Annotated in this window: 14 protein-coding genes and 1 tRNA gene; 10 read left to right on the forward strand and 5 right to left on the reverse strand. The window is 41.1% G+C overall.

Features of this window, described 5'->3' with window-relative positions:
- Positions 1 to 32 precede the first annotated feature (32 nt).
- Positions 33 to 1,379 (forward strand): OprD family outer membrane porin, encoded by a 1,347-nt coding sequence (locus ACX17N_RS10005; protein ID WP_458892423.1) that lies wholly within the window; start codon positions 33 to 35, stop codon positions 1,377 to 1,379.
- Positions 1,380 to 1,653: 274 nt separating this feature from the next.
- Here the strand turns inward: ACX17N_RS10005 and ACX17N_RS10010 are convergent.
- Positions 1,654 to 1,729 (reverse strand) — tRNA-Gly (locus ACX17N_RS10010).
- A gap of 65 nt (positions 1,730 to 1,794) precedes the next feature.
- Complete coding sequence (gene cysS, locus ACX17N_RS10015; RefSeq protein WP_458892424.1) at positions 1,795 to 3,216, reverse strand: cysteine--tRNA ligase; 1,422 nt, start codon at positions 3,214 to 3,216, stop codon at positions 1,795 to 1,797.
- 254 nt (positions 3,217 to 3,470) lie between these two features.
- On the opposite strand from cysS, the gene ACX17N_RS10020 reads away from it, so the two are divergent.
- The 8 genes from ACX17N_RS10020 to ACX17N_RS10055 all read left to right on the forward strand — a co-directional run bounded on the left by ACX17N_RS10020 (position 3,471) and on the right by ACX17N_RS10055 (position 9,178).
- Positions 3,471 to 4,448, forward strand: coding sequence for a KpsF/GutQ family sugar-phosphate isomerase (locus ACX17N_RS10020; protein WP_458892477.1), 978 nt, complete (start codon positions 3,471 to 3,473; stop codon positions 4,446 to 4,448).
- 3 nt (positions 4,449 to 4,451) lie between these two features.
- Positions 4,452 to 4,991 (forward strand): KdsC family phosphatase, encoded by a 540-nt coding sequence (locus tag ACX17N_RS10025; RefSeq protein ID WP_458892425.1) that lies wholly within the window; start codon positions 4,452 to 4,454, stop codon positions 4,989 to 4,991.
- A gap of 44 nt (positions 4,992 to 5,035) precedes the next feature.
- Entirely contained in the window at positions 5,036 to 5,590 is a 555-nt protein-coding gene (lptC, locus tag ACX17N_RS10030; RefSeq protein WP_458892426.1) for an LPS export ABC transporter periplasmic protein LptC, read from the forward strand.
- On the forward strand, positions 5,574 to 6,140 hold the full coding sequence (gene lptA, locus ACX17N_RS10035) for a lipopolysaccharide transport periplasmic protein LptA (protein ID WP_458892427.1): 567 nt from the start codon (positions 5,574 to 5,576) through the stop codon (positions 6,138 to 6,140). The genes lptC and lptA overlap by 17 nt, the downstream gene beginning before the upstream one ends.
- Positions 6,140 to 6,886, forward strand: coding sequence for an LPS export ABC transporter ATP-binding protein (gene lptB, locus ACX17N_RS10040; RefSeq protein WP_458892428.1), 747 nt, complete (start codon positions 6,140 to 6,142; stop codon positions 6,884 to 6,886). The genes lptA and lptB overlap by 1 nt, the downstream gene beginning before the upstream one ends.
- A 120-nt stretch (positions 6,887 to 7,006) precedes the next feature.
- Positions 7,007 to 7,603 carry an IMPACT family protein gene (locus ACX17N_RS10045; RefSeq protein ID WP_458892429.1) on the forward strand — a complete coding sequence of 199 codons (597 nt, stop codon included), beginning with the start codon at positions 7,007 to 7,009 and terminating at the stop codon, positions 7,601 to 7,603.
- Positions 7,596 to 8,213 (forward strand): DapH/DapD/GlmU-related protein, encoded by a 618-nt coding sequence (locus ACX17N_RS10050; RefSeq protein WP_458892430.1) that lies wholly within the window; start codon positions 7,596 to 7,598, stop codon positions 8,211 to 8,213. The genes ACX17N_RS10045 and ACX17N_RS10050 overlap by 8 nt, the downstream gene beginning before the upstream one ends.
- A gap of 122 nt (positions 8,214 to 8,335) precedes the next feature.
- A complete protein-coding gene (locus ACX17N_RS10055) occupies positions 8,336 to 9,178 on the forward strand; it encodes a universal stress protein (RefSeq protein ID WP_458892431.1) in 843 nt (280 codons plus the stop codon).
- A 125-nt stretch (positions 9,179 to 9,303) separates the two neighbouring features.
- On the opposite strand, the gene ACX17N_RS10060 is transcribed toward ACX17N_RS10055, so the two are convergent.
- The 3 genes from ACX17N_RS10060 to fdxA all read right to left on the reverse strand — a co-directional run bounded on the left by ACX17N_RS10060 (position 9,304) and on the right by fdxA (position 11,270).
- Complete coding sequence (locus ACX17N_RS10060; protein ID WP_458892432.1) at positions 9,304 to 9,969, reverse strand: O-methyltransferase; 666 nt, start codon at positions 9,967 to 9,969, stop codon at positions 9,304 to 9,306.
- Between the two features lie 123 nt (positions 9,970 to 10,092).
- Positions 10,093 to 10,809 carry a peptidase M15 gene (locus ACX17N_RS10065; protein WP_458892433.1) on the reverse strand — a complete coding sequence of 239 codons (717 nt, stop codon included), beginning with the start codon at positions 10,807 to 10,809 and terminating at the stop codon, positions 10,093 to 10,095.
- Between the two features lie 137 nt (positions 10,810 to 10,946).
- Entirely contained in the window at positions 10,947 to 11,270 is a 324-nt protein-coding gene (gene fdxA / locus ACX17N_RS10070; RefSeq protein WP_004938070.1) for a ferredoxin FdxA, read from the reverse strand.
- Positions 11,271 to 11,753: 483 nt separating this feature from the next.
- Between fdxA and ACX17N_RS10075 the strand changes: the two genes are divergently transcribed.
- Positions 11,754 to 14,597, forward strand: coding sequence for a type VI secretion system Vgr family protein (locus tag ACX17N_RS10075; RefSeq protein ID WP_458892434.1), 2,844 nt, complete (start codon positions 11,754 to 11,756; stop codon positions 14,595 to 14,597).
- The last annotated feature ends 1 nt before the right edge of the window (position 14,598 follow it).

Below are 14,598 nucleotides of genomic sequence, written 5' to 3' on the forward strand. Positions count from 1 at the left end.
GGTCATTCATGCCTAAAAAAAAGGAACTTTAAATGAATCCATATATTTTATGTGGGGTGGTGGGCTGTTTTATATGTACATGGAGTCATGCAGAACAACCATCTGATTTAGGGACATTGGAATTAAAACTGAATACTCGTTATTGGAATGATGAAGGGACAGCCCATCCAACTCTAGGTAATCCTAAACCGTCTGAAGTTGGCTATGAACAAAGTGCTTTAGGGGTTGAATTAAATTATCGCTCTAAATACTGGTCAAACTGGTTGGGAATGGATGGATCTTTGTATGCGGTGACGAAATTATTCGACTCAGGTAAACCTACAACCCAATTATTAGAACTCCAGCCAAATGGAAAATTAGATCAAAATTTTGCAACTTTGGGGCAATTGTATCTTAAGGCCAAAATTTTAGAGATTGGTGAGATTAAAGTCGGGCGCCAAATGCAAGATTCAATACTACTTAAAAGTACAACAAATCGTGCAGTTCCCGATACATTCTCAGGAGCCAGTGCTAAGTTAAAATTTAATGATCAAGTAAAGACCTATATTTCTTATTATGATCGGTGGAAGCCACGCAGTATGGATTCTTTTGAAAAATTAGTCACCGATAATAATGAACGAATTTCTTATGTTGGCGTCATTGGTGGATTATATCAGGCTCAGAATGTGAGTGTTTCAGCGGAATATCTAAAAAGCAAAGACTATTTGGAAAAGTATGGTGCAATACTTCAATACAAACTTCCGGTGGCAGAGAACTATTGGCGTTTGAGTGGTGGGGCATTTTATTCTCGTGATAATGGCAACTTGTTCAAATGTGGTGCTGAATTTGATTTAGATTGCGTTAAAGGGCAAGAGATTGATAACCGAGGGCGAGGATATTTCTTGGATCTGAATTGGTCAAAGCAGAATGTTGAGGCGGGATTTGCTATTTCTAAATTTGATGGTTTTTGGTTGGAAGATAGTTTTTCTACATCTTCTGATCGTGCCAATGTTTTAACGCAAGACCATGGTACAAATCCATTTCCTATCTCTTCAAGCATTGGACCTGATTTTACTAATAATGATGAAACAGCTATTGCATTTCGGCTTAAGTATGATTGGAAGGATACGATTAAAGGTCTAAAAACAGAAGCTAAATATATTTATGGGTTTGGAGCACATCAAAGTAATATCAGTAGTGATCTTGAAGGAAAAGAGAAATTCTTAGATTTAACATTGAGTTATACCATTCCTTGGGTGAAGAATATGGATATTCGCTATTCTTACTTAAGCTACGACTCAAAGTTTAAAAATGGGCAGTTGGGAGAAAAAATTAACGGTATGACTCGTCAAGATTGGGATCAGCATCGTTTTTTAATCAATTATTCATACCAATTTTAGGACAGTGGTAGTGGTTTAGTCTTTTGACTTGGTGAGGCTAGGGCTGCGAGAGTGGTTGTAAATGAACTTGTGGTCGAGTTGGTTATTCCATAATGGATGTGGTTGTAATCAAACTTATTCCGATATCGCTCTACCAATAGAATAGTCGAAAACTAAAAAAAGGGGAGTTTTGTAATATTGCTTTTTGGAGTGTAAGAATTTCTGATGATAAATAAATTTATTAAAAAACAATAAGAAAAAGCCCTCATCTTTCGATGAGGGCTCTTTCGTATTTTGGAGCGGGAAACGAGACTCGAACTCGCGACCCCAACCTTGGCAAGGTTGTGCTCTACCAACTGAGCTATTCCCGCAATATGGATGTGCATTATAGAGAGTTTTAATAAGCTGTCAACTCTCTAGATGCACAACTGCTGAATTAATCAGCACGACGCCATACAGTACCTTGGCGAGTATCTTCTAAGACTACACCTTGGTCCAATAAAGACTGGCGAATGCCATCTGCCTTAGCAAAATCTTTGGCTTTTTTCGCATCTTGGCGCTGTTGGATCAAATCTTCAATTTCAGATTCAGACAAGCCTAAAGCTTCTTGACCAATATCCGATTTTAAAAACTCTTCAACATCATGCTGAACCAAACCTAAAATGTTGGTGAGGTGACGAAGTGTTGCATAGAAGACAGCAGCTTGTTCAGCATTTTCTTCTTTTACAGCGCGATTTAGTTCTTTGTTGATTTCAAACAGGACAGCAATTGCTTCTGCGGTATTAAAGTCGTCACACATTGCAGCATTAAAGCGTTCAACCAGAGAGTCATCTAATTGTTCAATTAAATGGTTGCCATAAACTTGTTGATACGCTTTAAAAGAATGATAGAAACGGCTTAAGGTCGTTTTTGCTTCTTTTAAGGCTACATCAGAGAAGTTCACAGGGCTACGGTAGTGTGAAGACACAATGAAGTAGCGAATCACTTCGGGATGGAATTTATCCATTACATCACGGATGGTAAAGAAGTTGCCTAATGACTTCGACATTTTCTCGCCATCAACATTAATGAAGCCAACATGCATCCAATAGTTCACATATTGTTCACCTGTCGATGCTTCACTTTGGGCAATTTCATTTTCATGATGCGGGAACATTAAGTCAGAACCACCACCGTGAATATCAAAATGGTTGCCTAGGCAGCACGTCGACATTGCTGAACATTCAATATGCCAACCTGGACGCCCATTACCCCATGGTGAAGCCCAAGCGGGTTCATTTTCTTTGGCGTGTTTCCACAATACAAAGTCAAAAGGATGTTTCTTTTCTACTTCAACATCGACGCGCTCTGAAGCACCTGCTTGCATATCTTCAAGCTTGCGACCAGAGAGACGACCATATTTGGCAAATTTTTCAACTTGGAAATACACATCGCCATTGCTGGCAGGGTAAGCTGTACCTTTGTCGACTAAATTGCCAATCATGCTTTGCATTTGGTCAATATAGTCAGTGGCACGTGGCGCTTCATCAGGATGTAAACAACCCAAGTTTTCTGCATCTTCATTCATCGCCTGAATAAAGCGATCCGTCAGAGCAGTAATACTTTCACCATTTTCATTGGCGCGTTTAATAATTTTGTCGTCAATGTCGGTAATGTTGCGGACGTATTTGACATTCCAGCCCTGACTACGCAAAAAGCGAATAATATAGTCGAATGCAACCATCACACGTGCGTGCCCGATATGACAGTAATCGTAAACGGTCATACCACAGACATACATATCGATATGACCTTCTTTACGTGGCACAAATTCTACTTTTTTACGTTGCTCTGAATTGTATAGAACAAAAGGTTGCATAGGACTTTCATATTGCGATAACAAAAAGATGGTTCATCATAACGTAAGGTCCATGATTCACAAAGTTTTATGCGTTATTTTTATAAGCAAGTGAAAACTTATACATTTAGAAACGTGTGAATTGCATAGATATGATAAAATTGCGAAAATTCTTTTTTACTTGATACAGGGTAAATCATTATTGGATTAATGATTAAATACCCTAAAATAAGCTCATATTGAGTTTAAGGTTGCCAACGTTGAATCTACAAACCATGCCGAATCCAATCGATTTTCAAAAAGCCGCATTAGAAACTTTGCGCATAGAAGAACAAGCATTAGGCGTTTTAGCGACTCAAATTGATGAGCGTTTTAGTCGTGCTTGCGAAATTATTTTACAGTGCAAAGGTCGCTTGGTTGTGACAGGCATGGGTAAGTCTGGTCATATTGGTCGTAAAATGGCGGCAACCTTTGCTTCTACTGGCACACCATCTTTCTTTATGCATCCAGGTGAAGCTGGACATGGTGATTTAGGTATGTTGGTACGTGGTGATGTACTGATTGCAATTTCAAACTCGGGCAAGAGTGATGAAATCATGATGCTCATGCCATTGATTAAACATCTAGAAGTGCCTTTAATTACCATCAGTGGTGACGACACAGGTCCTATGCCACAAAATGCAGATGTGGCACTGACTTTGGGTAATATTCAAGAGGCTTGTCCACTGGGGTTGGCTCCAACTTCGAGCACGACTGCAACCTTAGCTTTGGGTGATGCTTTGGCCGTTGCTTTATTGGAAGCGCGTGGCTTTACTGCTGATGATTTTGCTCGTTCGCATCCTGCGGGTGCTCTGGGTAAGCGTTTGTTATTGCATGTAAAACACTTAATGCATACAGGCAATGAGCTGCCAAAGGTTGCACCTGAAACACCAATGAATAAAGTGTTATATGAAATTTCAAACAAGCGTTTGGGTTTAACCACGGTTGTAGACAGTGAAGATCGTTTATTGGGGATTTTTACCGATGGGGATTTACGTCGTCTCATCGACAAACAGCAAGGTTTTGATGTCAATCTTCCAGTTTCGCAAGTAATGATCCAAAATCCAGCGACAATTTCACAGGAAGCGCGTGCTGTGCATGCCTTAGAGAAATTACGCGATAAAAAAATTAACCAATTTGTGGTGGTTGATAATGCCAATAAAGTGATTGGTGTAATTAGCATGCATGACCTAATTCAAGCAGGGGTAAATTAATCCATGGCATCTTATGTGTTATTAGAACAAGCACGTCATATTCAAGCGTTAGTGTTAGATGTCGATGGTATTTTAAGTGATGGTTTTGTGACCTTAACCAATACAGGGGATGAAATAAAATCCTTTGATATTCGTGATGGTTTAGGCATGAAATTGGTGCAAAAGTCTGGCATTAAAGTGATTATTATCACTGGGCGTAAAAGCAATATTGTTGAAAAACGAATGTCGGACTTAGGTGTAGACTTGGTTTTCCAAGGACGTGAAGATAAAGGTGTAGCTTTACGTGAAGCCTGTGCGCAATTAAATCTTTCTCCTGAAGACTGCCTGTATATGGGTGATGACTGGCCTGATCTTTCTGCATTTGCGATTGCAGGTATGAAAGTGACCGTGCCAAATGGTCATGTTGAAGTACGTCGTCGTGCAGACTTAGTCACCCAAGCAATGGGTGGACGTGGGGCGGTACGTGAAATCTGCGATATGCTTTTAATGGCGAAAGGCACTTACCAAGAGCTACTTGAAAAATTTATTTCAATCCCGCATTAATGTTTATATACGTACATAATTGTTTTTAGTGAAGAACCACACTTATGGATACCAAAGTTTTATATATCACGGCGATTGCAATTGCTGCTGTAAGTGGTGGTTATTACTATTACAGCGGTAAGGGAAATAAATTAGAAATTGAATCTGCACGGAGTATGACCTATTCGGCAGAAAAAATTAATTTAACCCAAACCGATGATGCTGGAAATCTCTATGTCCGTGCTCAAGTCGACCGACTGGAGCAGGATATGCAAAAGCAAACCTCTAAGCTCGAAAACTTGAATGCTTCTATGTATAAAAATGGCGCGGTTGATGCGACTTTTTTTGCCAAACAAGCCAATGGGTATGAGGACAATAAAAAAGTCATTCTGTCCCAGCAAGTTGTTGCAACCAAGTTGCTTGATCAAGGGCAAGGGAAAATGCAATTTCTGACAGATGAACTGACAGCATTTCCACAAACACGTGTCATTGAAACAGATCATCAAGTGACTGTTCAATCTCCTCAGGCAGAATTTATCAGTCAGGGATTGAAAGCCAATTTGAATGATGGTCAATACGAATTTTTTAATATTCGAGGAAAGTATGAACCAAAATCTTAAGTTTCAAGCTCATAAAGCTTTCCTTAAAAAAGCGGCAGTACTCAGTATCGTTATTATGGCTGCATCTTCTGCTTTTGCGATTCCTTCAGATCGCAATCAGCCGATTTCCTTGGTGGCTGACCGCGCGACCTTTAATGAAAAAACAGGCATCACAACCTACTCAGGCAATGTCATTATTGAGCAGGGCACCATGCGTTTACAGGCAGCGTCAATTGTTGCCAATCTAAACCAGAAAAAACAAATCAGTTCAATTACTGCATCAGGTTCACCTGCGCGTTTCCAACAGCAGCTCGATGCCAATAAGGGCTTAGCCAAAGGGCAGGCCCAAAAAATTGTGTATAACGCTGAAACAGGTATCATCACTATGTCTGGTGGTGCATTGTTGGAACAAGATGGCGCGAGCATTCGCGGGAATACCCTGAAATACAGTATGAATAAAGGGGATATTGAAGCGACAGGAACACCAAACAGCACAGGTTCATCATCAGGTCGTGTACAAATTGTGATTCCACCTTCAAGTACTAAATCCTTCCCAGGAGCGCGTGATTAATGGAACAAGTCGATACTGCAACACAAACGCTTTGTATTAAGCATCTTGCCAAAAATTACAGCAAACGTTGGGTCGTCAAAGACGTTTCTTTTAGCATGCAAAGTGGGCAGATTGTGGGCTTGCTTGGTCCGAATGGTGCTGGTAAAACCACCAGTTTCTATATGGTGGTAGGACTGGTGCGTATGGATAAGGGTGAAATCCATCTGGATGATCTGGATATGTCCGATCTTGCCATGCATGAGCGCGCGCGCAAGGGTATTGGTTATTTACCGCAAGAAGCTTCTATTTTTCGAAAACTGACCATTTCTGAAAATATCATGGCGATTTTGGAAACCCGTAAAGATTTAAATAAGCAACAACGTCAACAGCGTTTAGTGGAATTACTGGCGGACTTTAAAATCACCCATATTAAAGATTCTTTAGGCATGAGTGTGTCGGGTGGTGAGCGCCGTCGTGCGGAAATTGCCCGTGCTTTGGCAGCAGATCCGAAATTTATGTTGCTTGATGAGCCGTTTGCTGGGGTTGATCCAATTTCAGTCAATGACATTAAAGACATTATTCGCACGCTCAAAGACCGTGGCATTGGGGTGTTGATTACCGACCACAACGTGCGTGAAACCTTGGCGATTTGTGAGCGTGCCTATATTGTCAGCGAAGGTTCTGTAATTGCTGAAGGTACACCGCAAGAAATCTTGGAAAATGAAACAGTGCGTCAGGTCTACTTGGGCGAAGATTTCATGGTCTAATCACAAGGTTTGATGATAATTCGTATAAAAACCTCCATTGAAATGGAGGTTTTTTCTTAGGCTTGTGTTTCAATATAGTATTGAACCTTATTTTTTTCTATCTGTTATTTCCTGTCTGATATGCCATTTACCATTGCTGCTCAAGTTACTTATGAAGAAGAAATCAAAAAAAGTCGATTTCAAGCGTTTGCTGTGCCTGTAGAAAACGAGCAGGAGGTGAAGGCTTTTTTGGAGGAAAATCGTGATTTAACCACGACGCATCAATGTTGGGCGTGGAAGATTGGGCATCAAGTCCGCTTTAATGATGATGGAGAGCCTTCGGGGACAGCTGGACGTCCGATTCTCGCCACCATAGAAGGCAATGAGCTGACCAATGTGTTAGTGATGGTGAATCGTTGGTATGGTGGAGTGAAACTCGGCACTGGTGGCTTGGTGCGTGCCTATGGTGGGTGTGCAGGTCAAGCGCTACTATTGGCAGAGAAAATTGAACTGATTGAAAAGAAAGTAGCACATTTTAGCTGTCAGTTTTCAGAATGGCCGATTTTTCAATACGAGTTAAATCAGCAAGGCATTGACTATCAGGAACAATACACCGCAGATGGAGTCAGCGTACAAATTCAATTACAGGTTCATCAGATTGCAGAATTAATGGATAAAATTCGTGATGTGACCCGTGGCAGAGAGCAACTCAAGGTGGTAGAAGAGCAACATGACTGAGCAAGATCCATTATTAAAATATCGTGAGCAGCATAAGCATCGACTCAATTACATGCCTTGGCTGTACTGGAGTTTAAAGCCGAAGCACCGTGCTTGGGCGGAGCAATGGCAGAATGAATATCAACAATATTTAAGAGAAATGGAAACGGTAGAGATTGGTCAAAATTGTTTTATTTCTCCCTTGGCTCATATTTTTGCCGAACGTGGACGGACCATTCGCATTGGTGACAACTGCTTTATTGCTGCAGACTGTACCTTGCATGGTCCTTTGGACATCGGCAATGAAGTCGCCATCAATCATCATTGCATTTTAGATGGTGGGCGTGCAGGGATTAAATTGCATGATCAGGTTCGTATTGCTGCATATAGCCACTTGTATGCATTTGATCATGGGATGCAACTCGATCAGCCTATTTATCAGCAACCCGTGCGTTCACAGGGGATCGAAATTGGACGTGATGTCTGGCTCGGTGCTCACGTTGGGGTCAAAGATGGGGTGAAAATAGCGGATTATGCCATAGTCGGCATGCAAAGTATGGTCACCAAAGATGTTGCGGAAAGAGAGATTGTTGCAGGTAACCCAGCCCGCTTTATTCGTTACCGTGAATAGAATAATTGTTTATTTTTCATCACTCTCGGTTACACAAAAGATGCCAACTCTCATATAGATGTGCTAAGTTTAGAGTCAACAACTAGACCTATAGTCCCCAGAGGCTAATTGAGAGGCATACAATGAAACGGGTAATAGCGTGTATAGATTCTTCTCCTTGCATTAATGCGGTCGCTGAAGCCGCGGCTTGGATCGCAAAACAAACTCAACGCGAACTCGTGTTATTACAAGTGTTAGATTACTATCCCGCAAGCTACCATTTAGGTGAAATCAGTGGGGTGATTGGCTTTGAAAGTAATGCCATGTTACTGAAAGAACTCGCCGAGCTTGAACAAAAACAAAGCCAATTGGCACTGGATTACAGTAATAATTTACTCAACCACATTTCTGAAATGGTCAAAGAAAAATATGACCTAGAGGCAACCCATATACAAGAAAAAGGGGATTTCCTAGAACAAAGTTTTCATGTGCTCCAAGAGGATGATATTGCGGTTATTGGTCGTGTAGGGGAGCGCTCAGCAGAACGTAACAAACCGATCGGTGGCAATGTTGAAAACTTTATTCGTGGTGTGAGTAGTACCGTTTTAACAGTAGGAGAAAACTTTGTTCCTCCGACACGTTTTATTTTTGCTTACGAGTATTCGCCTACATGTGTGAAGATGATGCATCGCATTGCACAAAGTGATTTATTGCGCTTATTGCAATGTCATTTACTGTATGTGGGTGATCATCCTGAAATACTAAATGACCCTTCACAATATTTAAGAGATGCTGGCTTAGATGTAGTGGTTGAATATCGTTATGGAGATGTTTCAGAAAATATCTTGGATTATCAGCGAGAACATGATATTAAATTAATTGTCATGGGCGCATTTAGCCATAGCAAGCTTCATCAATTCTTCTTAGGCAGTATTACCACCACTATATTCAGAAATTCGACAGTACCGCTTTTAGTAGCGAAGTAAATATTGAAACATTGAGTGTTGAATATAGTTATCCGCATTATATGTGGATAACTATATGGATAGGATATGTAAATGTCTGTATTTTAAAGCAAAAATGCAGAAGGTTGTTTTTTGCTCGCTACCGGTTATTTTACAATCGCAATTGCGAAACCATCATGACCTTTACTCCCTACAGTTTGCAGCGCAGTGCAAGACAAGAGTTTGGGATGATTTCTAAGACGTGCAAAGGTTTCGCGTAAACCCTCGATACTTGGTTTGTGATTATCTGGATTGATAATGTCGCCTGCACGAATTACATTGTCGAGTACAATCACCGTACCGGAATGCGATAAACTCAAGCTTAGTTCAAGATATTCAGGATAACTTTGTTTATCTGCATCGATAAAAATAAAATCGAAAGGTTCAAAATCCGCAGGTAAGGCTTTAAGCACATCTGCTGCGCGTCCGACTTTTAATTCAACCGTTTGGGGTAAATTTGCTCGGTCAATATTTTCTTGACCGAGTGCGGCATGGGTATCTCGACCTTCAATGGTGAGAATATACCCATCTTCAGGTAAGGCGCGCGCTAACCACATGGTGCTATAAGCGGCAAAAGTTCCGAGTTCAAGCACACGTTTACATTGATTCATTTGAATCAACATTTGTAAAAGCATCCCTTGATTTGGCGCAACAGCAAGGTGGTCAGGAAAGCCTTTTTGAGCTGTATTTTCAAGTGTTTGTAAAAGAATAGGATCTTCTGGAATTAAATGTGTATCGATAAAATTATCAATCTCTGACCACATTTTTTGCATAATCTTGGCGCCTAAAATTTGAATCAGTGCATTTTAAACTTTTCTAGACAGAGTGCAATTCTCTGTCTAAATTAATCAATGAAAATAAAAACAGAGGTCAAAGACCTCTGCAAAATTCAGCATTTAATAATTACACATGGATGAGTAGCGGCTCAAATCTGGTCCCCAAGTACGATAACCTTGAGTATCGATGTGAATTTGTCCAGATGAGTATAAGCCTAAGCCCATATTTAAACTTTGACCGTGTTGTTCCCAGAACTGGCAGAGTTTAAATTTAGTATGTTCAATATAGGCATAATCTTCAGGTTGCGGGTATTCAGGTCCGATACGAAAGTCGATTGCGGAGTTGAATAGATGACGAGAAGAACTCGCACCACCAGCGCATTGATTAAGGGGCAAGTCGCGATACACCGAGGTAACTTCAAAATCCGTGAGTACCTTCGCTGCAACTAAATATTTAAATACACGTAGCGTCGGAACTAAGTTATTCCACAATTCACGTGTTGGGATCATATATTGCGAGCGACCACATTTTTGCCAGTCACGTGCTGTTCTTAACAATTCGAAGCTAGGAACAATGTTCCCGACATTATTTTTGTCTAAGAAAATCTCGTACTCACGCACATTTCTTAAGTTGTTACTTGCTGCAACCCAGCTATTATAGGTATAAGGAATGATCTTTGGTGGAATAGGGCGTTCGATAATGACACGCTCTTGTGGTATGTAAATACGCTTACCATGAGGAGTGCCTTGCACAGATTTATGAGGAGATGAGCTGCATCCAATCATAACCAAAGGGATCATACTCAAGCCGAGCAAACCCTTGAAAAAATGCTTCATGTATGAAAAATCAAATGCTTAGAAATATAGTTGCTTATTTTAATCGAAAATACTTAAGTAAATTTGGAAATTTTGCAATCAAATGTGTGCTTTTGGTATAAAAAAAGATCAGCACAATTGCTGATCTTTTTTATGGCTTATTTTTCCAAGTACTGTAACTTGTCTGCTTTACCATTCCATTCTTCACGGTCCGCAGGTTGGTCACCGATTTGAGTAATGTTTGGCCATTTTTGTGCAAGTTCAGCATTTAGCTCAATAAAGACTTCTTGACCTTCTGGTAATTCATCTTCTGAGAAAATGGCATTTGCTGGACATTCTGGTTCACACAATGCGCAGTCGATACATTCATCCGGGTTGATCACCAAGAAGTTAGGACCTTCGTAGAAACAGTCAACAGGGCAAACTTCTACGCAGTCTTGATATTTACATTTAATACAGTTTTCAGTGACAACAAAGGTCATGGCGACAGCTACCTAAAAATATGGTTTTAATTACTCATGACGTATTTTAGGCAAAAAAGTACTGAACTAACAATTGCTTTTATTGATATTTGTTATTCAATTGCATGAAATACATCTAAGTAAATGATAATCAATCTAAATAAAGGCTTGGAAAAAGACCATTTTGAAGTCTGCTTTAAGCAGATATTTATAAAAAACAATGCCTTATGGTTGTGTGTTTTATTATAATATTACTCTTAACTTCAAAGTGCATCAAATTCTACTGATTAAGTAATATTAAATTCATTTAATTATTATGTAATAAACGATTATTTCTTAACTAGAAATGTTTATTTCCTGAGATTAACTTCAAAAGTTTGATTGCCAATTTATGTCACAAAGTGCCCTAAATTTAAGATCAGCACTGGCTATAGTCGCTAATTTTTTATACTATACGGCAAACTTTATAATTACGACATTAACTTTATATTTATTAAAAACATTATGTTGAATCATATTTATGCGGCGCTTGAACAGCTGGGGTTCACTGCGCAAAAACGTGTGCTACATCTTCAGTTTTCCCATCCTGTGCTCAATCAGCAGGTCTATTTACAGCGGATTGATGGGGCACATGCGTTGAACCAAGGTTTAACGGCTAGCTTAATTTGCTTGTCGACACATGCCTTTATTCCGCTAAAACAGTTTATTGGCTGTCAGGTTGCGATTGACCAGGTGACGGATACAGGCCAATTGAGTCGTATCACAGGGATCATTACCCAAGCTGATGTTGGTGCGCATGATGGTGCACTCACGCTATATCGTCTCACAGTACAAGACCCTACTGCATTATGGAAACAACGTCGTAATAGTCGTGTGTTTATGAATAAAAGCGTGGTGGATGTGGTCAACATCCTGTTCCAGGAGTGGCAACAAAAAAGTCCGCTGTTTGCAGCCAGTCTAAGCCTTGATTTAACAGGATTGAGTCGAGACTACGATGTCCGGCCCTTTATTATGCAAAGTAACGAAAGCGATGATGACTTTTTAACCCGCTTACTGAGAAGTGAAGGCATCAATTGGCTGGTCGATGAAGCACAGCCCTTAGTTCCCCACATCAATCACCCGATTCAAGCACAAAAGCTTCGCCTGATTGATGACAATCAGCACTACCAAGCCCTACCAAGACGAAGTATCCGCTTTCAGCAGAGCAGTGCCGTACAAACAGCAGACAGCATTACTCACTGGCAGGCACAACGTCAGTTACAACCGACAGCGGTACATCTCCAACGCTGGCAAGCTGATGCCCTGAGCCAAGAAGATGGTGCAGGCAGCGTCTACAGCAAACACCAGCAGAGCGAACAATATGACCACAGCAGTTTAGGACTAGAACAAGCTTGGCACTTTGCACCCGCATGGATGCAAGACCTGAAGGGCGAGGATGGGGCAACCGCATCGGGTAATCCGCAACTGGAACAATTCAATCAGCAGCTATCAGACTACTACCACGCACAAGCCAAGCACTTTAGTGCCTATTCTACGGTACGCGATGCTCAGGTCGGTTACTGGTTTATTCTGGAAGATCACCCTGAAATTCATTTACATAGCGGTGCGGACCAAGAGTTTCTGATTACGGAAAAAACCTTTTATAGTCAAAACAACCTACCTAAAGACCTCAATCAACAGCTGCTACGACTACTGCAACAGAGCAACTGGCAGCAACCCATCTGGAATGGCACCATAGACCCAGAACAACGCCAAGCCAATCAATTACAGTTACAACGTCGGCAGATTAAAACTATTCCAGCCTATCATCCTGAGCAGCACCGTCCATCTGCATACCGACAACGGGCAAAAGTGGTCGGACCAAGTGGTGAAGAAATTCATGTCGATGCATGGGGGCGCATCAAAGTCCGTTTTCTATTCACCAGAAATGAAGACCATGCACATGATGGTGGTGTAGGCAGTAACGACAATGATACTGACTCGGCTTGGGTGGATGTACTGACCCCATGGGCGGGTGAAGGCTACGGGGCACGTTTCTTGCCACGTATTGGTGAAATAGTCGTGATTGACTTCTTTCAGGGGGACATTGACCGGCCATTTGTGGTGGGACGTATTCATGAAGCACAACGTCACCCAACAAAATTTGATGATGCAGGGCAATTGCCTGAGACCAAAAAACTGGCAGGCATTAAATCCAAAGAATATCAGGGGCAGGGCTTTAACCAGCTGCGCTTTGATGACACCACGGGACAAATCAGTGCCCAGTTGCAAAGTAGCCATGCGGCAAGTCAGCTTAATTTAGGCAAACTCAGCCATCCTAAAGACCATGCAGAAAGTGAAGACCGTGGTGAAGGTTTTGAGCTTCGGACTGACCAATGGGGAGCTGTACGCGCAGGTGAAGGATTATTAATCAGCACGCATGCACAAGCACAAGCAGAAGGCGAACATCTGGATGCTCAACCAGCCAAACAACAGTTGGAAAACAACCAGAGTAATGCCAAAGCCCTCAGTGAAGTCGCCAAGAATCAGCAAACTGATGAGATTGAGTCGATTGATCAGTTAAAAGAGTTTGCAGACCAAATTCAAGCGCAGATTGCAAAATTTGAAAAGGCGCTATTACTTTTAAACTCGCCAGATGGGATTGGTTTAAGCACCAATGCAGACATTCATGTTTCGGCTGATGGGCAAATTAACCAGTTTGCAGGCGACAGCATCAATTTCACCACGCAAAAGAATCTGGTTGCCCATGTCCAGAACAGGATTAGCCTGTTTGCCGCACAGAATGGCATCAAACAGGTGGCGGCTAAAGGTAAGTATGAGGTACATGCCCAATCAGATGGGATGGACTTGCTTGCCAAGCAAGGGATTCAGATTATTTCGACAGAAGATCGGATTGAGATCACTAGTCCGAAAGAGATTGTGATTACTGCTGGAGGCTCGCAAATCAAGTTGAATGGTTCAGGTATTTTCCCGACTACGGGTGGCAAGTTTGAGGTGAAGGCAGGGCAGCATGTGTTTATGGGAGGGGCGAAGGTTTCTAGCAATTTACCCCAATTACCTAAACTAGAATTTGCTGAGTCACCTTACTCAGCTCAATATCAGCTTTTTAAAGCAGATGGTCGTAACTTTAAAGGTTATAAGTTTTCAATACATGATAGCAAGAATAACTCATTAAAAGAGGGGGTTACAGACGAGCAGGGATTTACGGAGCAAGTGATTACACAAATCAAAGAAAGAATTATTGGATATAAATCAGTGATGAGAGAAAGCGAGCGATTGACTGAAAACTGGGAAGCAAAATTAGAAGAAAAAGCAAAAAAACTAGAATCTGAGTTGGATGGAGAGTAAC

The sequence above is a fragment of the Acinetobacter sp. GXMZU3951 genome (assembly GCF_054457875.1).

Coding starts and splice junctions, on each gene's coding strand:
- fdxA (WP_004938070.1), bottom strand. CDS start 11,270: ATGACCTTTGTTGTCACTGAAAACTGTATTAAATGTAAATATCAAGAC.
- cysS (WP_458892424.1), bottom strand. CDS start 3,216: ATGCAACCTTTTGTTCTATACAATTCAGAGCAACGTAAAAAAGTAGAA.
- ACX17N_RS10055 (WP_458892431.1), top strand. CDS start 8,336: ATGAAACGGGTAATAGCGTGTATAGATTCTTCTCCTTGCATTAATGCG.
- ACX17N_RS10060 (WP_458892432.1), bottom strand. CDS start 9,969: ATGCAAAAAATGTGGTCAGAGATTGATAATTTTATCGATACACATTTA.
- ACX17N_RS10025 (WP_458892425.1), top strand. CDS start 4,452: ATGGCATCTTATGTGTTATTAGAACAAGCACGTCATATTCAAGCGTTA.
- ACX17N_RS10065 (WP_458892433.1), bottom strand. CDS start 10,809: ATGAAGCATTTTTTCAAGGGTTTGCTCGGCTTGAGTATGATCCCTTTG.
- ACX17N_RS10020 (WP_458892477.1), top strand. CDS start 3,471: ATGCCGAATCCAATCGATTTTCAAAAAGCCGCATTAGAAACTTTGCGC.
- lptB (WP_458892428.1), top strand. CDS start 6,140: ATGGAACAAGTCGATACTGCAACACAAACGCTTTGTATTAAGCATCTT.
- ACX17N_RS10005 (WP_458892423.1), top strand. CDS start 33: ATGAATCCATATATTTTATGTGGGGTGGTGGGCTGTTTTATATGTACA.
- ACX17N_RS10050 (WP_458892430.1), top strand. CDS start 7,596: ATGACTGAGCAAGATCCATTATTAAAATATCGTGAGCAGCATAAGCAT.
- ACX17N_RS10075 (WP_458892434.1), top strand. CDS start 11,754: ATGTTGAATCATATTTATGCGGCGCTTGAACAGCTGGGGTTCACTGCG.
- lptA (WP_458892427.1), top strand. CDS start 5,574: ATGAACCAAAATCTTAAGTTTCAAGCTCATAAAGCTTTCCTTAAAAAA.
- lptC (WP_458892426.1), top strand. CDS start 5,036: ATGGATACCAAAGTTTTATATATCACGGCGATTGCAATTGCTGCTGTA.
- ACX17N_RS10045 (WP_458892429.1), top strand. CDS start 7,007: ATGCCATTTACCATTGCTGCTCAAGTTACTTATGAAGAAGAAATCAAA.